Origin of the sequence: Snodgrassella sp. W8132 (assembly GCF_016100865.1) — a bacterium.
In the GTDB taxonomy this organism is placed as follows: Bacteria; Pseudomonadota; Gammaproteobacteria; order Burkholderiales; family Neisseriaceae; genus Snodgrassella; species Snodgrassella alvi.
Genome location: NZ_JACFRQ010000009.1, coordinates 1 through 23,437, shown reverse-complemented (window position 1 = coordinate 23,437; position 23,437 = coordinate 1). Strand labels below are relative to the sequence as shown.

At 40.9% G+C, this 23,437-nt stretch carries 11 protein-coding genes and 1 tRNA gene; 4 read left to right on the top strand and 8 right to left on the bottom strand.

Annotated elements, in window-relative coordinates; all coding sequences use genetic code 11:
- From H3U82_RS10750 to H3U82_RS10715, 8 genes are all read right to left on the bottom strand, one after another.
- Nucleotides 1-5,599: ESPR-type extended signal peptide-containing protein (locus H3U82_RS10750; protein ID WP_198210505.1), on the bottom strand; the 5,599-nt coding region annotated here is incomplete at its 3' end.
- 1,354 nt (nucleotides 5,600-6,953) lie between these two features.
- Entirely contained in the window at nucleotides 6,954-7,442 is a 489-nt protein-coding gene (locus H3U82_RS10745; RefSeq protein ID WP_100125462.1) for a DUF6678 family protein, read from the bottom strand.
- A 321-nt stretch (nucleotides 7,443-7,763) separates the two neighbouring features.
- A tRNA-Gly gene (locus tag H3U82_RS10740) sits at nucleotides 7,764-7,837 on the bottom strand.
- Nucleotides 7,838-8,722: 885 nt separating this feature from the next.
- Nucleotides 8,723-10,003 carry a phosphoribosylamine--glycine ligase gene (purD, locus tag H3U82_RS10735; protein WP_100125463.1) on the bottom strand — a complete coding sequence of 427 codons (1,281 nt, stop codon included), beginning with the start codon at nucleotides 10,001-10,003 and terminating at the stop codon, nucleotides 8,723-8,725.
- A 70-nt stretch (nucleotides 10,004-10,073) separates the two neighbouring features.
- A complete protein-coding gene (locus tag H3U82_RS10730) occupies nucleotides 10,074-10,682 on the bottom strand; it encodes a YigZ family protein (RefSeq protein WP_078474291.1) in 609 nt (202 codons plus the stop codon).
- A complete protein-coding gene (locus H3U82_RS10725) occupies nucleotides 10,679-11,731 on the bottom strand; it encodes a low specificity L-threonine aldolase (protein WP_198210503.1) in 1,053 nt (350 codons plus the stop codon). The genes H3U82_RS10730 and H3U82_RS10725 overlap by 4 nt, the downstream gene beginning before the upstream one ends.
- A 177-nt stretch (nucleotides 11,732-11,908) precedes the next feature.
- Nucleotides 11,909-12,853 carry an electron transfer flavoprotein subunit alpha/FixB family protein gene (locus H3U82_RS10720; protein ID WP_198210501.1) on the bottom strand — a complete coding sequence of 315 codons (945 nt, stop codon included), beginning with the start codon at nucleotides 12,851-12,853 and terminating at the stop codon, nucleotides 11,909-11,911.
- 11 nt (nucleotides 12,854-12,864) lie between these two features.
- Nucleotides 12,865-13,614 carry an electron transfer flavoprotein subunit beta/FixA family protein gene (locus H3U82_RS10715; protein WP_078474288.1) on the bottom strand — a complete coding sequence of 250 codons (750 nt, stop codon included), beginning with the start codon at nucleotides 13,612-13,614 and terminating at the stop codon, nucleotides 12,865-12,867.
- Nucleotides 13,615-14,521: 907 nt separating this feature from the next.
- Here H3U82_RS10715 and tsaA point away from each other — a divergent pair.
- The 4 genes from tsaA to H3U82_RS10695 all read left to right on the top strand — a co-directional run.
- The gene (tsaA, locus tag H3U82_RS10710; RefSeq protein WP_084549868.1) at nucleotides 14,522-15,241 is read left to right on the top strand and encodes a tRNA (N6-threonylcarbamoyladenosine(37)-N6)-methyltransferase TrmO; all 720 of its coding nucleotides are present in this window, start codon (nucleotides 14,522-14,524) and stop codon (nucleotides 15,239-15,241) included.
- A 301-nt stretch (nucleotides 15,242-15,542) separates the two neighbouring features.
- Nucleotides 15,543-16,460, top strand: a complete 918-nt coding sequence (lpxC, locus tag H3U82_RS10705) for a UDP-3-O-acyl-N-acetylglucosamine deacetylase (protein WP_084549854.1) — start codon at nucleotides 15,543-15,545, stop codon at nucleotides 16,458-16,460.
- 123 nt (nucleotides 16,461-16,583) lie between these two features.
- Nucleotides 16,584-16,940: a hypothetical protein gene (locus tag H3U82_RS10700; protein WP_078474286.1), complete on the top strand. Its 357-nt coding sequence runs from the start codon at nucleotides 16,584-16,586 to the stop codon at nucleotides 16,938-16,940.
- Nucleotides 16,941-17,823: 883 nt separating this feature from the next.
- Nucleotides 17,824-23,437, top strand: a 5,614-nt coding sequence (locus tag H3U82_RS10695) for an ESPR-type extended signal peptide-containing protein (protein WP_198210500.1), incomplete at its 3' end; no start/stop codon positions are given.

Sequence of the window (23,437 nt, the reverse complement as noted above, 5' to 3'; positions counted from 1 at the left end):
CATGGGTAATTCTTTGTGCACTATCGCTTCCATGACTGGCATCGTATGCACTAATACCGCCATTCCATTGCAGGGCATCCTGATTAAGCGTACTTATATGGTTATTAACGGTATTTAAAGACTCTGTTAATATACTTGCTGAGCTGTCAATACGCGAAGAAAGCGTGTTGATACCAGTATCCGTACTGGTCGACAGACTGGTTAAACTCTCACCTATACCATCAGACAGCTGGCTCAGATGCTCATGTATAGCAGATGACAAACCGGTAACAATCTCTGAAGTGCTGACAAACGAACTGCTCACACCACTTGAAACACTGCCGGAAAATTCTTGGAAATTGTTAGAGATATTTTCTGATAGCGTATCGAACTGCTGAGAAAGTGAACCGGATGCCGTAGTTGCTGAATCTTCTATTGTACTTAAGCTGGAGAGTATTGAACTGCGCCAGGCGGATAAATGACCATCAGACACAGTTGACAGGCTGTGTAACTGAGCACCAATAACGGCATCAGACGAATCTGATGCTATCAGACCGGCAGCTACATTAGTAATTTTAGCCGGATTTTTGGTTGCACGACTGGCATCATAAGCAGCAATATCGCTGTTCCATTGTAATGCATTCTGCTCTAATCCGCTCACCCGGGTATCCAGACCGGCAATGCTGGAAGAAAGCGTACTTACATTAGTATTAATCAAACTGCTTAATGTCGTTGACAAACTACTAAAACGCCCGCTGATATTATCATCCAGTGCATTAAATGTGCTATTGGTGGTATACAGCTGACCTGCAGTAATGGCATCAGTCGAACCGGCATGCAGATCACCTTCAGCTGCGTTCTTAATCAGATGTTTTTCATCCTTCTGACCATGACTGGCATCAAATGCACTCAGTGAGCTGTTCCACTGTAATGCATTTTGATTAAGAATAGCTATTTCATTGTCAGCGGAAATAAATGCAGAGGATACACTTGAGGACAAATGTGTAATATTATTTTCAATATTTTCCCTGTTTTGTACCAACTGCGACAGCTTCGAATCAGCATTATCATATAAAGCTGTGGATAAACTGCTGATACCCGTGCTAAAGCTATTGGATACATCTGTCAGTTTATTTCCCAGATCAGTAATACTGCTGTTAGTGCTGTGTAGCTGTGCACCAATCACTGCATCTGACGAACCTTCATTCAGACTACCAGCTAATACATGAGTAATAATGCCTGGCTTACCACTATGGCTGGCAACATAATTTTTGCCATCCCATTGCACAGCATCATCCTGCAGAGCAGAAATACCGGTATTGATATGAGTCAGATCGGCTGCTGTAGTAGTCTCCAGACTGGTCAGCTGACTCTTAGTTTGCTGCACTTTTTCGGATAAATCAGTTATCGTTTCATCATTTTTTTGAGCGATACTCTGTATGGAGCTGCTAATATTATTTATACCGGTACTTAAACTTGCTCCCAGATTACTGATGGCAGCATCAGTGTTATACAACTGATTACCTGTTACCGCATCTTTTGACCCTTCTTCCAGCCGGCCATCAGCAACATGAGTAATTTTTTGCATTCCGTTTTTACCAAAACTGGCATCATAAGCACCATCGTTCCATTGCAATGCCTGCTGTAATCCAGAAATTTGATTATTTATCTCACCCAGACGAGACTGAGTTCCGGTAGACAGGCTTTCCAGTCCGGGAAAAGATGAATTCTGCATGGCAACTGACAAGCTGCTCAAATTACTGTCCGTAGTACTGATAAACTTAGATGCATTGCTGTCAAACGCAGTAGAAAGTGAATCTATACTGCTATTGGTAGCGAATAACTGCGCACCGGTAACAGCATCGGATGATGTATCATGTAAAATGTCCCCTTTAGCCACATTAGTGATTTTGTTTTTTCCATTATCACCCTGATTATGGCTGGCATCATAAGCTTTTCCATTCCACAATAAACTGTCCTGCTGCAGAGCAGTAATATGCGAGTTAGCTGTCTGTACACCGGAATCCATATTACCATGCACACTATTGATATCTGTAGCAATAGAATTACTCAGACTTGTTTGCGCAGCAGCCAGACTGCTATCAATCTTACCGGAATAAATATTAAACTGATTATCAGATTCTGCTTTCAGATCACTGATTCTGGTATTGGTCCGGTATAACTGCCCTCCGGTTACGGCATCCGTTGAATCGGACTGCAAACTGCCCTCTGCTACATGGGTAATTTTCCCCGTACCATCAGGATTACCGTGACTGGCATCATAAGCGTTCCCGTTCCACAACAACAGATTTTTCTTTAAACCCGCTATTTGATTACCTGCCGTACTCAGACTGCTACTAATGGTATCAGCCAGGCGATTAATTTCAGTATCAGATAAACCATTTAATGAATTTATTGCCTGGTTTACAGCAGCGATACTTGTAGATGCAGACACCGAGAATACATGAATCTGACCCATATTAATCAGATCAGTTGAATTTTCTTTTACCTCGCCGGCCGCTATATTGGTAATGTTCTGGTTTCCCTGCGTACCGTGAGCAGCACTGTATGCTTTATCTTCACTATTCCACAGTAAAGCATTACTTTGTAAGGCACTGAGACTCGTATTGGAACCGTTCACAAGTTCCATACCGCTTTGCAGCGTATTTTCAGAATATCTGCTCAGTTGTGTCGACAAGCTGCTCAATCCGGTAGCAGTTGAAGCCGTTAAATTATTCAGGGATGTGTTTGTTGAATCTAACTGTGCTCCGGTAACAGCATCAGCTGATGAATCAGTTAAATCAGCCCCGGCTACTCCGGTAATAGCCTGATTTTTTCCGGCACGCTGTGCATTAAAGCTCTTTCCGTCAAACATCAGTACTTGTTGCTGCAATGCCGAAATGTTGCTATTAATCTGACCGACAGAGCGCAAAGCACTTGCTGTCAGTGTACTTACACTGGTATCTGTCTCGGTATTCAGATCATAATACTGACCACCGGTTACCGCATCAGTTGAAGCGAAATCAACAACACCGGCAGAGACATGAGTGATTTTCTGATTTTCATCATTATCACCGTGTCTGGCACGATACACCTTATGAATATCATCCCATTGCAGTGCATCATTTTGTAAAGCAGCGACTTGATTACCTGTATCACTCAGACTTGTTGATAATTTTTCCAGACCGGAAGATTCATACAGTGAGCTGGATAAACTACTGAAACTTGTGCTGACGCTATTGGACAGACTGCTAATATTGGTATTAGTGGCATGTAACTGACCGCCGGTTACAGCATCGGTTGAATCAGCTGCTAACGAACCTTCTGCCACACCTGTTATCTTGTGGTCAGTATTATCATTATCAGCCCTGAATTCGCCTTCAGGCAGACCATTCCATTTTAATATGCCTGTTTGCAGATTATGGATACCGGTAGAAACCGATGTAGAATAACTATCTATACCAGTATTGATTTGGCTGGTTGTAGTATCAACTATATTTTTAGCCTCAGTTGTACCGCTATTAAGCGTACTCAGACCACTATCTATACTGGATGATAAAGAGCTCAGCGACGAATTGGTCGCATAAAGCAGTCTGCCATTAACCAGATCGGTTGAACCGGCGTTGCTGATATCTGCATCAGCTACGTGAATGATTTTACGCGGTGTTTTACCATCATAAATTTTAGCGTCATAGAATCCGCCCTGATCCAGCAGGAGCTTTTTCTGTATAGAAGTAATATTATCTGCTAAAGATGTACTCAGCCGGGAAATATTTTCTCCTACTTCACCAGAAGTAGTCTGATCACCAAACTTCTGCTTTATCTGCGATGAAACAGTACTGATGCTGCTATTAAGCGAATCAAATTTTGCAGGTATTGCAGCAGAACTACTGATGATAGTCTTATCTGCTGCAATCAGATTAGCATCAATACTTGTTGACGCAGACGAAAAAATACCCGGAACTGAAAAGCTCAGATTTTTTAACTGAGCAACATTAACTGCATCCGTAGGGTTGGTACCCGCTGCAACATCTGTAATTTGCCGGGTATTTTTTTGATTTTGTTCAGTATTGTCATTTTGTTTAGTATTGTGATTTTGGGCAGTATTGCCTATGGCAACAGCACCCTTGGTACTTTTCCAGGCAACTATACTTTCCGGATCGCTGTAGGTTGCATGATTATTTGGATTATAGCCGGCAACATCCTGAGCTGTGTCCGCCAGAGAACCGGAGCCCAGAGCAACACCGCCAGACACCGTAGCCACCGCACCAGTACCTATTGCCATAGCATCAGCACCGCTAACAGTGGTTTGATTACCTAGAGCAAGAGCATTATCTGCACTAATGTTGGCTTGATTACCAATTACTGTTGCACCGGTACCTGCAATACCTGTTGAGATACCTACTGTATTATCGCTACCAATAATATGAGCACCGTCGACGGCATTATTGATCACATTGTTGTTACCGAAGATGGCGGTATTGGCTGCCGAAATACCGTCTGTAATAAGGCTCCCCTTCGTATCAAAGTTCCCGCCTGTATTACTGTTACCCAGAGATAAAGTTTTATTTCCTTTAATATGGGTATAGTGTGTTGTTACATTTTTCTGCGTACCGTCAACCGTGTTGTAGGTAGTAGGTGTCTGGGCACTGCCGATAGCAATTGATTGCTCACCATCTACCGCGTTACCGGAACCGATACCGATACTTTGCTTGCCGGCAAGAATATTATCGTTACCAATGGCTACGCTGGAATCCAGTCCTGCATGAGCCCCTACCCCGACACCTACAGCACCGTCAGCATTAGCCCGTGCCTGCAAACCCAGCGCAACACTTCCCACACCATCAGACTGAGCCACAGAACCCAGAGCAACACCGGACACACCGGTAGCTTCAGATGAAATTCCGATCGCATTGGACGCCCGCCCGGAAGCCACAGCTGCCACACCAAATGCCTGAGCTCCGCCGGCAGTAGCGGTAGCATTAACACCAAAAGCCAGGGAATAATTACCTGTTGTTAATGAAGCGCAACCATAGGAAAAAGACCCTACTCCATATGCCAGTGGCATAACATTATTTTCTCCACCAGTATTTTTGTTCTGAAAACCGGCAGTACCGTAATCTTTACCTATAATATTTGTCCAACTGCCAGAGCCCCATTTTTCTGCTTGGGTGGTTGAGCCATACGGTGTATATGTATGAGTATCACCTTTCCTATAATATTCTGCATTCTGTGCAAACCGCAAATATTCTTCTAGTGGGCTAATTCCTTTTTTTCCTGCATTTGAACGACCCTGAACAACATCATGACCACAGTAGTTATCATCGCCTACTATAGAAACTGCACTAAAGCTGGTTTTAGTAGCAGACTTGTTAATAAACGACCCCCAGAGAGAAGTCCGGTCAGCCGCTGCTACTGCATCAGCAGAATACAAAGACATATTGATCAGCGAGGCAAGTAATCCGAGTCTGAAAGTACAAAGACCCATTCTGGCCAACAGGGATGGCTTAGCAGTATCACTGGAAACCGCATTGGCCTTGGTTTTACTTTTTGCTAATTCAGAAGCGGCCACCCAAGTCTGAGTGGATTCGTTCCATATCGCACGATATATTTTATTCAATTGGTTTACTCCTAATTTTTTAAAATCATGCGTTTATCAAAATTACTTTAATAAATTAAAGATAGATTAAAATTAAGTTAAATTATTCATAAATATAACATAAATATTTTAATAAATGCGAATAAATAAATAACATTTTTATACTTAAACACAGGCAAAATCATTTAGAAATCTTAGAAATAAATAAATTTAACTATTTAATTTATATGATTTTTTATATTTTTTATATTACCTATTTATTCCTATACGTTATTTGTTTATTTATTATCAAATGTATTATAAAAGCGACAGTATATTAAATAAGTTAAATTTTAGTAACGATCGATCTGCATCCGTAATGATTTAAATTTTTCTCTTTAAGCTACTATAATATATATAATTTTTGTGACACATTACTTTGTATTTCATTATTATTTATGCTATTAAGATAATATGCTCTTTTGAAAATAGTATTAATTATTAATAATATAATTAAATTATTATGCAATATTTATATATAATAAATCAATATTTTAAAATCTAATTGATTCATATTAAACAAAAGCAAATCATCAATTTAAATAAATTTTTGCGGATAAAATCAAATGCACAGGACTATAGTTGCTATTTCTGCTTTATAAGAGGAATAAACCAACTATCAGAGAGTTAAACCTGCTCTTAAGTTGGAAAACATCAGCCAGGCCTATACATAAAGCATCGGCTAGCGGCAGCAATTGCTGATTTTTAATCAAATTTCAGGGATAAATTTTTATCAGTTACATATGGTATAGCTGATGAAATAAGTAAACTTTGAATAAAACCAACAGTGGAGCAAACAGCACATTTTTCGGTGTATAAATTTTGTATTACTGATTCAAGCCGTGTAATTTAAATAAAACATCTTTTTTTTGCTGCTATCAGATAGGATACGTATCAGTTTAAATAAACCAGAATAAAAAGTTTACAGCTTGTGTATAAATCTGTGGATATCATTCTATAGCAGACAATAAATCCACATATAACTACAAATATCGATCAAATATTCCCGAAGATTTTTCTGATGTTTCAATACTTGCTTTATTGACAGCAAATCATGGTTGCAGTCTCCAAATATCAGATTATATTGTTCTTGTTGTAACTCTTTATTAATAAAATATATTTTTATTATCCAAATTAAGAGAAATTTATCTTTTAGTTATTTCTCCACAGATATCTAATCGCAGGCTTTCTTCTAATAAAACAAGACATATTAAACTTATTCTTTAAGTAGATCACTGATTTTCAATATCTAGTTTCGCTGAATAAGCAAAAAAGTGTTCGTAATAAAACAAAAAATAGGATTATTTACTCTGTAAATTTTTATATTTATCGAATGCTAAGGGTTTTTATATCCATAAATAGTAAAAATATTATCTTTTCTGTCATAAGGTATATTCAGCCGGTTAAGTATTGTCCTGAAAGCTTCTGTTTCATCTAAAACTTCATTTTCCACTAAACGCCCGCGATATTTGCTTAATTGCGGGTATACTTTTATCCATTCAATATTAAATAATGCAGGTATACCTTCATGATAATAATTTGACCAGTCACCTATCCACCAGGGTATTTTTTCAAAAAAAGGTTCTGCAATATCGTCACCATCGGTAACACATCGCAGTATATACGGAGGCGGAAATGATAATTCTTTAACTGCATATTGAAGTTCAAGCCATTTAATGTCATTCATAAATGAAACAAGTTGTCTTTTTGCAATGATGGCAGAAACTTTTATTTTTAGCTTACAGATATAGTTGCTATGGTGACTAATAATAGTTTTATATTCTTCATATAATTCTGTTGCTAAGTTCGGCTTGTTTGAAGACATATATTTCCGGCATTGTATATTTCACACTGATAATTCAACCAAGCATATCAAACGAAAATATTGATGTCAGCACTGACATTTCAGGATACAGATTTGACAGCAGGTTTGTTAAGCCGAACTGATAAATTGGTTAGCAGCGATATCTGCTTATTTTTTAATGTCAAATTAATCGGAACAAGCAATATTACCCAGTAATGACTGAAGTATTTATCTAACCTCAAACACATCATAGGAAATAAGATAAGATACTCAAAAAAACTGTCGGAATGAATATAGCAGCAGACTGATTATCATTACCCATGGACTTATCAAAAGAAGATTTGGAGCGGATAACGGGATTCGAACCCGCCCGAACTGCTTGGGAAGCAGTTATGCTACCACTACATCATATCCGCTCAAAAAACGCTTATTGTAAGTAGGTAATGTTACCGAGAAGTTATTTTATTATAATCTTATTAATACCAAACAACCAGATAACATTTCTCTCCGGCTTAGAAATTCAGAATTAGGCACAGCAATAGTTAGCATCGCCTATTCAATATCCGGCTGATTCATTGAGAAATGTAACGGATAATTTTCTCCGGCCATTGAAATTTTAACAGATTATCAGGCCTGATTTGAAATTTACTGATTACTGATAGTTAACATCTTTTCTGGGAAAAATTTCAGCATACTTTTAAATAAAATAGGTGCTAAACAGGCCGGAACATAAAAACCATATTTTTAGCCGGAAATCCGGCGACTGTGGATAAATACTGGATAAATGACTATGTGCAAACAATCCAGTATTGATGATATCTATCATTTTATATAGTGTCTGTTATTAATAATCGATATCTGAATAAGTCATATTTAATTTTGATTACAATTGCTGATAATACACAGTTAATAAAAAATATTCTGATGCTTAAATCCTCTTATTGAAACCTGTTCAAATTTTTCGCATAAAACAGTTTTATACTGATCTCTCAAAATCGTTAATGAATATGCCGATTTATTTTAACTGCTGAGGATGTAATCAAGTTATAGACAGCATTATCCATAGCATCATTTTTATATTTATCCACAGAATCGATTCAATTACAGTTTTATATTCTTATCATTTGCCTGTACTAAGCTAAAATTGAATATCACGATAATCAAAATTTATCTTAATAATTTGATAGTGCATACTAATTATTTGGTTTAGCCAAAAAATTAAGTATTCTGTTCGGCTAAACTAAACAGAATACATAATTAAAATATCTGTTGATAAACAGGATAAAATATAAAAATCAGATTTAGTTATCCACAGCTTTCAATGCTTTTGCACCAATATCATGCCGGTATTGCATACCGGCAAATTTTATCGATGCCAGAGCAGTATAAGCTTTGGTTTGTGCAGTTTTGATATCTGCACCTAATCCGACTACACATAATACCCGTCCGCCATGAGTAACCAGTTCATGCCGGGAATTAAACGCTGTACCGGCATGGAAAACTTTTCCGGTTTGATTAGCTTCAGCAATCCCGGAAATTACATCTCCCTTACGCGGATCCTGTGGATAACCAGCCGCCGCCAGTACCACACCAACAGCAGCCTGATCTCGCCATTCAGCGGTCACCGTATCAAGCCGGCCGTCCAGAGCAGCTTCTATCAGCTCCACCAGATCACTTTGTAACCGGCACATAATCGGCTGAGTTTCAGGATCACCAAACCGGCAGTTAAATTCTATGGTATATGGTGCTCCGCTATCATCTATCATCAAACCGGCATACAGAAAGCCGCGATAAGGGTGGCCGTCAGCCTGCATCCCCTTTACTACAGGTAGAATAATTTCATCCATTACCCGCTGATATACAGCTTCAGTCACTACCGGAGCAGGAGAATAAGCACCCATTCCGCCGGTATTCGGACCTTTATCGAAATCAAGCAGGCGTTTGTGATCCTGACTGGTAGCCATAGGTAAAACGTGCTCACCATCCACCATAACAATAAAGCTGGCTTCTTCTCCCTGTAAAAAATCTTCGATTACCACCCGGCTACCGGCAGCACCCATAGCATTGTCCCGCAACATATCATCTACAGCCTGATGAGCTTCGGCCAGTGTCATGGCAACAATCACTCCCTTACCGGCTGCCAGACCATCAGCCTTGATAACAATCGGTGCGCTTTTCTGACTGATATACTGATGAGCAGCTTCAGCATCAGTAAAAGTCTGATAGGCAGCTGTGGGGATACCCGTTCTGGCCATAAACGCCTTAGCAAAATCTTTTGAGCTTTCCAGCTGAGCACAATATTGGCTCGGACCAAAAACAGCCAGACCAGCGGCAGTAAAATCATCCACAATACCCGCTGCCAGTGGTGCTTCCGGACCGACTACTGTAAATGCTATTTGCTGTTCACGACAGAAGGCAATCAACTGCTGATGATCAGTTACAGCAAGGTTGAGCAGCTTTGGTTCTGTTGCAGTACCGGCATTACCCGGAGCAACATAAACCGTATTTACTTTGGGAGACTGTGCCAGACGCCAGGCCAGAGCGTGTTCTCTTCCGCCGCTGCCGATAACCAGTAATTTCATATACCCCTTCTCCAAAATAAGGTGTGTATGCAGCCAGCCGGCTGCGTTTTATAGCATTAACCAGTAATATTCAGTTATCCAGTTTAACATCAATCATCCGCAGCTTGCGTAAAGATGACAGCCCGCTTTCCAGCTGAGCAAGCGGCAGGCGGACAGACAGACAGCACTGCTGCTGCAGATCCTGCTGTATTATCTGTGCCTGCTGCTGCCGGCACCAGCGCATTGCTTCACTCAAATGAGCATAATCACAATAAAGCCATAATTGCCGGCATACATCCAGACAAATTTTATCAGCAGCTTCTATCGCTGCCGCAGTAGCAGATTTATAAGCATGGATCAGCCCGGGCACTCCCAGCAAAGTACCACCAAAATAGCGTATCACTATCACTACAATGTCAGTGATATTCGCAGAATCAATCTGTCCGAGAATCGGCCGGCCGGCACTGCCGGCAGGTTCTCCATCATCATTGGCACGATAACGGTTACCGTCTACGCCCAGACGCCAGGCAAAACAGCAATGACGTGCCTTATGATGCTGTTCCCGCAAAGTTTGCACATACTGGCGAATTTCGGATTCATCCTGCACCGGATAGGCAAAGGCCAGAAAACGGCTGCCTTTATCTTTAAATTCAGCCTGTGCCGGTGCTGCCAGCGTTGTGTACTGATAAATTGTACTCATTTTTCCGCAATAGCCTGCCTGATTGCGGCCGCAAATGCATCAACTTGTTCAGGCGTGGTATCAAAACTGGTCATCCAGCGTACTTCTCCTTTGCTTTCATCCCAGTCATAAAAATGAAACTGCTGATGCAAACGGGCACGAGCATTAGCAGGTAATATTGCAAATATGGCATTTGCCTGAACTTTTTGAGTAACCGATACCTGCTCAATTGCGGTCAGTGATGCAGCCAGCCGCTTTGCCATCAGATTACTGCCGGCGGCCAGATCCAGCCACAGATCGTCTTCCAGCCATGCCAGAAATTGTGCTGAAATAAAACGCATTTTTGCACCAAGCTGAGCATTAATTTTACGCAGATACGGCATAGCAGCATGAGTATCTGCGCGCATACTGATGATACATTCGCCCTGAAGCATACCATTTTTAGTACCGCCCAGATTAAGCATATCCACACCCGTATCAGTAATCATGGTTCTGGCGTCAGTATTTTCCGCTACCAGTGCATTCGCCAGCCGTGCTCCATCCAGATAAAGCTGCATATTATGTTTATGACAATATTCGGCCAGATCACGGATTTCAGCCACACTATAACAAGTACCCAGCTCAGTAGTCTGGCTGATATACACAACTGCCGGCTGAGCACGATGTTCCATTCCAAAACCCCAGGCTTGCCGGGCTACCAGTTGCGGGGTTAATTTACCATCATCAGTAGCAACCGTCAGGAGCTTTACGCCGGCCAGATGTTCAGGCGCCACTCCTTCATCACACTGAATATGTGCACTCTCCGCATAAATCACCGCACCCCAGCGCGGCAACAATGCCTGTAAAGCGGTAACATTGGCTCCGGTTCCGTTAAATACCGGAAAAGCTTCAGCCTGCTCACCAAATAACTGTTTGATTTTCTGTTGCAGAGCAAGCGTATACACATCAGCACCATAAGCAGGCTGATGTCCGCCATTAGCGATTGTCAGTGCCTGGATAATTTTCGGGTGAACACCTGAATAATTATCTGATGCAAAAGCATAACTCTGATTATCATGTAATCGGTTCATTGTTTTAAGCTGAATTTTTTATAAAAGATATCGTAAAAATTGCCTGAATACTGGGTTTATTCAGGCAGTTTACCGGCAATCAGTTACAGCAAACCGGATACTTTCTACCCGTTTGTTTCAAGGTCAAACTGTTGAATAATGTTTCACGTGAAACATTATTCAACAACCATCAGCAATTTAATGTCCGAGAGCCTTCAACTGTTCAAGCAGTTCTGGTACAGCAGTATTTAAATCAGCAACCAGCGCATAATCAGCTACATTAAAAATCGGAGCATCAGCATCTTTATTAATAGCCACAATAACTTTACTGTCTTTCATTCCGGCCAGATGCTGAATGGCTCCTGAAATACCAATAGCAATATATAACTCCGGTGCGACTACTTTCCCTGTCTGCCCTACCTGATAATCGTTCGGAGCATAACCGGCATCCACAGCTGCGCGTGAAGCACCGATAGCTGCATTCAGGGTATCGGCAAGCGGGTTGAGAAGTGCAGCAAAATTTTCAGCACTGCCCAAACCACGTCCGCCACTGACTACCACTTTAGCAGTAGTCAGCTCAGGATGATCTGATTTGGTCAGTTTACGTTCAATAAAACGGCTTAATTCAGGCACAGGAACAGCGGCAACAGATTTAATTGCCGCTTGCCCGCCAGCAGATTCTGCCAGAGCAAATGCGGTAGTCCGGATTGTCAGCAACTGTTTCGATTGTTCACTACGCACTGTTTGCAAAGCATTTCCGGCATAAATCGGGTGAACAAAGGTCTGACTGTCGATAATGGCAACAACATCAGAAACAGGGGCACAATCAAGTAAAGCAGCAACACGCGGTAACAAATTTTTACCGAAACAAGTAGCTGCTGCAATAATATGATCATATGAATCAGCAAGTTGCACTACCAGCGGAGCTACTGCTTCCGCCAATACCTGAGCATAGTCAGGAGCATCAGCCAGTAATATTTTTCGTACCCCGCTAATTTGCTGTGCCTGAGCAGCGATACCGGCCACATTGTGCCCGGCTATCAGAATATCAATTTCCCCCAGTTGCTGTGCCGCAGATACAGCATGCAAAGTGGCCTCATCCAGACAGGATTGCTGATACTCAGCAATAATCAATACCGACATTAATATCTCCTTTAAATGACTTTTGCTTCGTGATGCAATCTGTCTGCCAGCTCAGCCACATTTCCAACCCGGATGCCGGCAGCCCGCTCAGCCGGTTCAGTTACCTTTAACTGTACTAACCGCGGGCTGATATCGACACCCAGCTCAGCTACTGTTTTTTTCTCAAGCGGTTTCTTTTTTGCCTGCATAATATTCGGCAGCTTGATATAGCGAGGTTCATTCAGCCGCAAATCAGTACTGATTACAGCAGGTAATTTCAGCGCCAGCTGTTCCTGCCCGCCGTCAATTTCACGGGTAACCAGCACTTCATCTGCTTTAAGCTCTATTTTGCTGGCAAAAGTACCCTGCGCAAGCTGCATTAAAGCGGCAAGCATTTGTGCCGTCTGATTGGCATCATCATCAATTGCCTGCTTACCCAGCAACAACAACTGCGGCTGCTCGGTTTCGGCCACAGCTTTTAATAACTTAGCCACGGCCAGCGGCTCGAGCTTTTCATCTGTTTCAACATGAATGGCACGATCAGCACCCATTGCCAGAGCTGTACGCAAAGTTTCTTCACACTGTTTTACGCCTAAAGATACCACCACCACCTCAGTGGCTTTACCGGCCTCCTTTAAACGCACAGCTTCTTCCACAGCTATTTCATCAAACGGATTCATCGACATCTTCACATTGCCAATATCCACATCTGATTCATCAGGTTTAACACGCACTTTCACGTTGTAATCGACAACACGCTTTACCGCTACCAATATTTTCATCTGAACCACCCTTAGATTAATCATAACCGCTAACCATCAGTGATTACCGGTATTCTGATTGCAGATTAACCACCGCAATACAGATAAATCAGCTAATCAGTGTAATTTAATTATGACTACTCACTTATATTTAACAGGATATAGTAACAGAAATACAGGCAAACTGCCGATAATCAATCTGTAATATCTTTTTGCCAGTCAGAACTGCTGTGAATAACTGTCAGCCGGCCAGTATTAAATCAGACCGGTTATCTGAAGTTTACATTATGGTTTAATAAGCACCAATAAAAATAGAAATATTCATTCACTCTGATTTCTGCTTCTGAAATAAACACAGCTGCCGCTCAGATCCGATAGGAAAATATAGTAATTAACTATTGATAAATCATATATTTAACCACTTCCCTACTCTGTTATATTCAGCCACAGTTCAAATATCAGCTCTCAGTCAGCGACAGAATACCGATTTACCAGTTATATTCCTGAAACAATCAGTCTGATAACCTGTTCTTAAACAGACCAGCAAATAAGAGCTGTTTTTAGCCGGCAATAATTAATTATCCACAGGCAAGATCAGTTTATTTTAATTATTGATAATGTTTTTTTAAATATTTAAAGCCGGCTAACCGGACAGACTAGTATATTCCAAAAGTATCATTTTTTATTCACAAATGCACATCATCCGGATAAACAGGATAAATTTTATACTTATCCGTTAATTTAATTATAAAATTTCATTACAAAATATCAATATGATGATGGTGATATACCATAATTAGGCTACCGGAAAAAACAAAATCAAAAAAAACAATAAACTGAATAATTTATCCACAATTTATATACAGACATATACACCAATTACCGTACAATACAGCTATTCTGATTCAAAATAATGTATATTGCTTTTATGTCTGATTCTGCAGTCAATACCAGTCCGCACTGGATAATCCGTCCGATTGGTTACATTTATTCTCCCTATAAACAAAAATTTGGGGTCGCCCGGCAGCCCGGTCTGGTACCGGCAGCTCAGGCATATATAGAATTATCCACAGAGTTTACTGCCGAATGTGTACGCGGTTTAAGTGATTATGAATATATCTGGATTCAGTTTGTTTTTCATGCCACGATTAAAGATGGCTGGCAACCATTAATTCGTCCTCCAAAACTGGGTGGTAAAGAAAAAAAAGGGGTTTTTGCAACCCGCAGTCCACACCGGCCCAATCATTTAGGTTTATCACTGGTAAAACTGAAGCGGATTGAATGTAACAAACAGATTCGATTGTATGTAAGCGGTGTGGATTTTCTCGATCAGACACCTGTAATTGATATCAAACCCTATATTCCGTTTGTTGAGGCTAAACCTTATGCACACAGCAGTTTTGCACATGAACGCGAATTACTGACAGTTCACTGGTCACAGTATGCATTAAATCAAATGCAATTTTTTTCATTAGATTCAGAATATTTTCAATTAGTTAATCAAAGTCTGGCTCAAGATCCGCGACCGGTGCATCAGCACCATACAGACAAAGTTTTTGTTATGCATCTGGGTAATTTTGATGTTTTATTTCAATTCAGAGGTAAATCTGTTGAAGTAACCGGATTACGCGAACATATCGGAATTTAGAATTATTATTCAAATAAAAATATAAATAATAAATGGATGAAGACAAAGACGAAGCCATACATCCTGTGGAAAACTTAAAATATCACTATAAATCATATTTTTATTTGTAGATAAGTTATTAAATGCATCTGCGGATGATTTGTGGATTATGTGGATAATTTTTCTGATACTATTGTTTGCTGTGGATAATTAACAGAAATGAATGCTGATAGCAATAATTTATCCACTGTTTGGCAAATTTCATTACCTTTACCAGTGAAATTCGTTACCATAGGATGGTCGGATTGATCAGGAACAGAATATGCTGCAGCGCACATTAGCAAAAAGTATCAGTGTTACAGGAGTGGGTTTGCATTCCGGGGAACGGGTACGCCTGAGTCTGCATCCGGCTGCTTCGGATAGTGGTATTCGTTTTCGCCGGACGGATCTGAACGGAGAATTTGGCCGGCTTGTGCCGCTGACTCCTGAACTGATTAACGATACCCGTTTATCTTCTACGGTTGTTACGCCGGACGGTATTCGTATTGGCACCATCGAGCATATTATGTCGGCATTTGCTGCCTATGGAATCGATAATATTATTGTTGAGCTTAATGCACCGGAAATCCCTATTATGGATGGTTCCAGCCTGCCTTTTATTTATCTGTTACAGGATGCCGGGGTAATTGATCAGCCTGTCGAAAAAAAATTTTTGCGTATTAAACAGTCGCTGGTACTGACAGAGGGAGATAAATGGGTAAAATTTACTCCATATGAAGGATTTCAGATTACATTAACCATAAATTTTGATCATCCTGTTTTTAATCGCAGTAACCAGACTTTCCGGATTGATTTTGCAGGACAGTCATATGTTGATGAAATTTCCCGGGCGCGGACATTTGGTTTTATGCAGGAAGTAGAACTGATGCGCAGCCACAATCTGGGGCTTGGGGGTAATCTGAGTAATGCGATTGTAATTGATGATACGGATGTGCTTAATCCTGAAGGATTGCGCTATCCGGATGAATTTGTCCGGCATAAAATTCTCGATGCTGTCGGAGATCTTTATACGCTTGGTCACCCGATTATTGGCTCCTTTGAGGGGCATAAATCCGGCCATGCGATCAATAATGCGCTGTTAAGGCAGCTTTTGGCGCAGCCACAATCCTATGAATGGGTAACTTTTCCGCATAATTATCAGCTGCCGGCCGCATTTCATCAGTTGCCGCATGCAGCCTGACTTGCGGCCATGATAATATTCATGTTAAGAATATGTTATAATTACTTAACAAAATCAGGTTAAACTGGCCGGATAATATTTAACCGGCTTCACTTTATTATATTATTCCGGGATATAAATGCAATGGATTATCAAGCTGTTGTAGCGCAATTACTAAACGTAGAAGGTGCACTGGCGGCGGCGGTGGTTGATTATGATAATGGTATGTTAATGGCCGGTAATGCCATTAATAAAATTGATCTGGAAATTGCCGCGGCCAGCAGTACGGAAGTTATCCGCTCTAAAATCAAAACTATGCAGATGCTGGATCTTAGCGATGAAATTGAGGATATACTGATTACACAGGGGCAGCAGTATCATCTGATCCGGCCGCTGAAAAAACTGGGTAGCCTGTTTTTGTATTCAGTACTTGATAGCCACCGTGCCAATCTGGCTTTATCGCGCCGGGCGCTGATTGATGTTGAAAAACAAATGGAGTAGTAACCGGATTATATAGATTCGATATGGCTGCTGATTGATTTGAATATGGCTGTTAAACCAGTATTCCGGCTACATGGTTATTAATTAAAAATTGAATTCTTCTGTAATTAACTATTCACAGTTATATTTTTAATTCAGATTAACAATATGCTATTTATTAATTTAAATAGCATATTGTTTTTACAGTCAGACCATTTTTGCTTTGTACCTTTCTGCATAACATTCTGTTATGCCTTGATCTAGATTTTCTGGCTATTCTGCTTTTCTCTGCGAATATAGATGCATTGTCTGTATCTGTCTGTTTTGATGGATTAATATTATGCCGGATCAAATTTTATTCTGTTATGCAGAAATGGTAATACACAAAATACAATTCAAATGATGTGTAAGCGTAATTTAATTGCGGCCAATTTGCGTCGTTTAGCTAATTAATAACTATATTTACTTCCATTACTGTATTTATTCAAGTGGCTAGCAAACGAAAAGCAGATAATAAATCTAACTGCCTAAAACCATTTATTTAGATCAGATTTGTTTAGGTGTAATAAAATGCCATTCTAATTTTTTAATTTTGAGAAAACGGATTAATCAGATTACTGTGGTGTTAATAAGACAATAATAATATATAAACAATCTATTTAATTAACATATTTATATATTTAATTTTTGAAATAAATTTAAAAAAATATTTGAATTTCAGATATTTATTTTTATAAAAAATATAGTTTTTATTGAGTTTACTAAATATTATTTAAATTTGTTGAATACATACAAGCAAGTATATTATGTTATATTGCTTAAAGATTTAATTTTAAATTTTAACTTTATTTAAATTTATACAAATTTTGTTTGACGGCATGATTTCTAATCAGGAGTAAACCAATTGAATAAAATATATCGTGCTATATGGAATGAAACGACCCAGACCTGGGTGGCCGCCTCCGAACTAGCTAAGAGCAAAACCAAGTCCGATACCGTAGCCTGCTTGCCGGCCACAGGCATGATAAAAAGTAAGTCCCGATTCGGATCAGTCTTTAAACGGAGTCTTATCGCTTCAATTCTGAATTTTTCACTCGTTATTCCGAATGTTTTTGCTGCAAATACGGCACTGGTTGGTGGTGTTAGCTTGAGTGACCCTAGTATTGAAGTAAAGTATGCAGATCAAAAAGGTAAGGTATGGGCAAGTCATGGTTCTGTAGTTATCAATGGGATTAATGGTTTTTCTAAAGATGGTACAAACTGCAGAGCCGATGAAGTTGCGGGCAGGAGTGATCCGGAGCGTACAATTACTGGTGCATTAATCTCTGCATTGGACGAATATAAACGCTTTGCTAATCAAATTGATCCGGCCTATGGTACAACAACAACTGCTGTTAATGGGAATAAAGCTGTTCAGCAAGGGGACGCAGCCTCAAATAAAATGCCGGTAGCTTATGGTGTCCATTCTTTTGCATCCGGTTGTGGTTCTTACGCAAGTGGTAACTACTCAGTAGCATTCGGTACCAACGCCACCGCTACTACCGGCGGCGCGATAGCTGTCGGAACTGCTGCTCTGGCTTCCGGGCGGGCTTCCATTGCTTTTGGTGTCGGCGCTGAAGCTACAGGTGTCTCCAGTGTAGCTTTAGGTTCGGTTGCATCTTCTAATGGTGTGGGTAGTGTGGCAGCCGGTTTGAAATCTCAGGCCAGTGCTGACGGTACTGTTGCCTTAGGTGTTCAGGCACAGGCTACAGCAGATTCTGCCGTAGCTATCGGTAATACAGCTCAGGCCACTGGCGAACAAAGTATCAGTATAGGCTCAGCCAATCAGGTAAGCGGAAAAAGATCCGGTGCAATTGGCGGCTCTCAGACAACAACTGCTTATAATTCAGTCAATGGTGAAATTGCAGATGAAGATAAAGATCAGGCAACCGGTATCACTAGTGTAACCGGGAATGACACTTATTCTTTCGGTAATCAGAATGGTACGATTGCTGCTAATAATACCGGTATATTCGGTAATAGTAATGTTATAGCACTTGATTCAACCGGTGCTACTAAGGCAGATGATATAAGAATATTAGGCAATCTGAACAAAGTCTCTGCAAATGCTACCGGGGCCATGATTGTAGGTAATGAAGCTAAAGTCGGTGCTGCTAATGCCCTGGCACTGGGTAACAAGACCCAAATTAGTGGTATGAATGGCGTCGCCATCGGTACAGAGGCTAATGTCAGTTCTGATAACGGCGTGGCTATAGGCAGTAATTCTGCAACTACAGCCGCAGCAGGTGTGGCTGGCTATGATCCTGCAGGTGGGGTTCATGATGCCACATCATCTACCTGGAACAGTACCAGAGGCTCGGTGGCGATTGGTAATGCCAGTGCCGGTGTCACACGGCAGATTACCGGCCTGGCTGCCGGTACACAGGATACTGATGCTGTCAATGTGGCTCAGTTAAAAAGCCTGGGCGATTCTGTGTCAACCAGTCTGTATGATCTGTCTTCTACAACAGTAAGCCATTTAACTGAAAACGACAATAAATTAGATAATCTGATAAATACGACCAATTCAACTTTAGTTACATATGACAGCAAGCTGGTAGATACAGCCGGATTACTGGACAGCCGGATTACTGAAACTAATAACAAACTTGATGCAGTAAATACTTCAGTTTTAACCAGTATCAGCCAGTTGCAGGAAAATGCATTACGGTGGAATGACGATGTACAGGCTTATGATGCAGTTCATGGTCAGGCAAATACAGCAAAAATTATCAATGTTGCGGCCGGTGATTTATCGCCAGAATCAACTGATGCTATTAATGGCGGACAGCTTTATAATACCAATTCAGCATTGAGCAGTTTGTCAACTGTTGCGATAAGCAGTATTTCCACTGCGCTATCGAATTCCACTTCAATGTCTGCTTCAATCAGCACAACCCTGTCAGAAACTTCAAATAAGCTCAGTCAGCTTCTGGACAATACTTCAACCAGCATGAATCAATTAAGCCGGGATGCACTACAGTTAAAAGATGGTGTATTTGATGCTGAACGTGACGGAAAAGCCCAGAAAATCACGCATGTTGCGGCCGGTGATATTTCTTCGGCTCATTCCAGTGATGTGGTTATTGGTTCGCAGTTATATGAAACCAATACAAATCTGTCTAATTTATCAGACAGTTTTGCTTCAAGTTTGACCAGCTTGTCAAATTCAGTGGGTAATTCAAATATAGCAGATATTACTAGTTTGTCTACAGTAGCCAGTGGCGTAAGTAGCAGCCTGTCCAGTTTGCGAAATGATGCTTTACTATGGAAAGCGGGTGAAAATAAGGTAGATGGTGCCTATGATGCTGAGCGTAACGGAAAAGCTCAGAAAATTACCAATGTTGCAGACGGCAGTACTGAACAGGGATCAACAGATGTAATTACCGGTGGACAGTTATACAGTCTTTCGACTGCTACTGTAGCTAAACTGGATAACGTAACCAGCACAATAAGTACAAGTTTGACAGACAGTAACCAAAAAATAGACGATGTAAGTAATAAAGCTCTGTTATGGAATGAAAGTAAAATCGCTTATGATGCCGGTAATCGGAAAATTACAGGTGTTGCTGCCGGTGCATTAACAGCAGATTCATCTGATGTGGTGATCGGAGCACAGTTATATACAACCAATAATCTTCTGAATAATCTATCTTTATCAACTACAGGTGGGTTAGACAGCCTGAGTACGGCCTTAAGCAGCTCTTCTCAGTCGATTATTAGTAGTCTTTCCGGACTTGTGGGAAACAATCAGCGCGAAGTTGCGGCCTTGCAGGATAATGCTTTGCAATGGAATGATACTGATAAGGCATACAGTGCTAAACATCCGGCATTTGGTAATCAGCGCATTACCAATGTAGCAGACGGCAGAGAGGGTGCTGACTCAACCGATGCGGTGACCGGTAAACAGCTGTTTAGTCTTTCCAGTTCTACAGCAGAAAGTTTGAATAATTTATCCAGTTCTCTGCAGAATCTATCTGCGGATGGTGTGGGCAGTTTATCTACAGCCCTTAGTACAGGTTTGAATAATATCAATTCCAGTATTACTACCTTGCAGCAGGATGCTTTACAGTGGAAAGACGGTGCTTACGATGCCAGCCATGGTGTTGAAAATGGTGTACAGAAAATTACCCATGTTAAAGATGGTGATCTGAATGAATATTCCACTGATGTTGTCACCGGTAAGCAATTATTTGACACCAATACCAGTGTAGCTACTCTGTCTGCCGGTCTGGATAGCAGATTGGTAAGTTTGTCTGGTTCGACATCTGCCAGTTTGAATAATATTTCAGCTGATTTAAATCAATCGCTGAGTAGCGGTCTGAGCTCTCTTTCTGCAGCGGCCAATACGGGGTTAAGCTCTGTTAATTCAAATATAGCTACATTACAGCAGAATGCGCTGCAATGGAATAGCAATATATCTGCTTATGATGCCAGTCATGCAACCGGTACTGCACAAAAAATTACCAATGTAGCCCAAGGTAGTCTGGCAGCAGACTCAAGTGATGTAGTAACAGGCGCCCAGCTGTTTAATACCAATAATAGTGTAAGCACTCTGTCTGATAATGTTGATAGTAAGATGAATTCAATTTCTTCATCAACATCGGCCAGTGTGGGTAGCCTTTCTAGCGCACTGGGTCAGTTTGCCAATGAGAAAATCAATAGTCTGTCTACTACTTTTGAGGATAAACTGAGTACAACCAATTCCAGCGTAGCATCATTGCAGCACAATGCATTGTTATGGAATAACGACATTGACGGTGGCGCATATGATGCTACTCACGATGGAAAAGCGCAGCGCATTACAAATGTACTGGCTGGAAATCTTGCAGCCGGTTCAAGTGATGTGGTTACTGGTGGCCAGCTATTCACGACTAATAGTCATCTTGGTACTTTGTCTGATAGCGTTAGTTCAGGTTTTAACTCTTTGTCAACTTCATTAGAAGATTTACAAAATAAAAGTCCGAATGGATTGGTCAGTCAGCTGGAACAGACTAATCAGAGTCTGAGCAGTCTGTCTGTATCAGCATCAAGCAGTCTGGCTGTGGCTGACTCTCATGTAAAAACATTACAGCAGAATGCGCTGCAATGGAATAGCAATATATCTGCTTATGATGCCAGTCATGCAACCGGTAGTGCACAAAAAATTACCAATGTAGCCAAAGGTAGTCTGACAGCAGACTCAAGTGATGTAATAACCGGCGGGCAATTGTTTGATACCAATACTCAGGTTAGCAGCCTGTCCGGTAATCTAAACGACGTTTCCAGCAGTGTGGTAACAGGTTTAAATAGCCTGTCTTCATCATTGTCTGAAATTAGTGGTAATCGATTATCCAGTTTGTCTACTGGTATCGACAGTACCAACAGCAGATTGACTGAACTGTCTGCATCAGCATCAAGCAGCCTGGCAGCGACTGACTCTCATGTAAAAACATTACAGCAGAATGCGCTATTGTGGAAAGATGGTGCTTATGATGCTATGCGTGACGGAAAAGTCCAGAAAATTACCAATGTAGCTGATGGCAATATTGAAAAGGGATCAAGTGATGTTGCTACTGCTGGCCAGTTATATACAACTAATACTAATATTACGGAACTTTCCAGCAGTGTTAGTACCAGTTTCGATCATTTCACGTCTTCTTTGAGTACGATTACTCAAACTGGTGGTAATGATGTGATCAGTCTGTCTACTGTTGCAAGCAATATTGATAACAGGGTAACTAATTTAAAGCAGAATGCACTGCAATGGAATGATGATATTGCTGCTTATGATGCCAGTCGTGCAACCAAAAATCCGGCAAAAATTACCAATGTTGCTGCCGGTGAAGTATCAGCAGATTCAACTGATGTGATTACTGGTGCGCAGCTTGATCAGGCTAATGCAAATTATGCCAGCAGTCTGGCAGAAGTATCAGGATCAGTCTCTAGTGGTTTAAGCTCAGTTCAGGATAAAGTAAACGGTTTATCTGCAGACTGGCCGGACAGACTAAATAGTCTGTCTACCACAACTTCCAGCGGATTAAGCAGTCTGTCTACCGCAGCATCAAATGCTTTGAGCAGTTTATCTTCGACTACTTCAAGCACGATAGCCAGCCTGTCTAACAGTACTTCTAGCGGATTGAACAGTTTATCTTCCAGTGCAGCTAGCGGATTGAGCAGTCTGTCTTCCAGTACTGCCATCGGACTGAATAGCCTTTCTTCCAGTACTTCAACGATACTGGGACAATTAGACAATACGATCAGTACTGCCACCAGTAATGTTGCCGGACTACAGCAGGATGCCCTGCAATGGAATGGCGGTATTAGTGCATACGATGCCAGTCATGGAAGCGATAGTGCACAAAGAATTACCCATGTAGCTGCCGGTGATGTATCAGCAGATTCAACCGATGCGATTAACGGAGGTCAGCTCTTTGCTCTGTCCAGCTCAGCCTCAACCGGACTGAACAGTCTGTCAACCAGCATGAGCAGCATGGCAG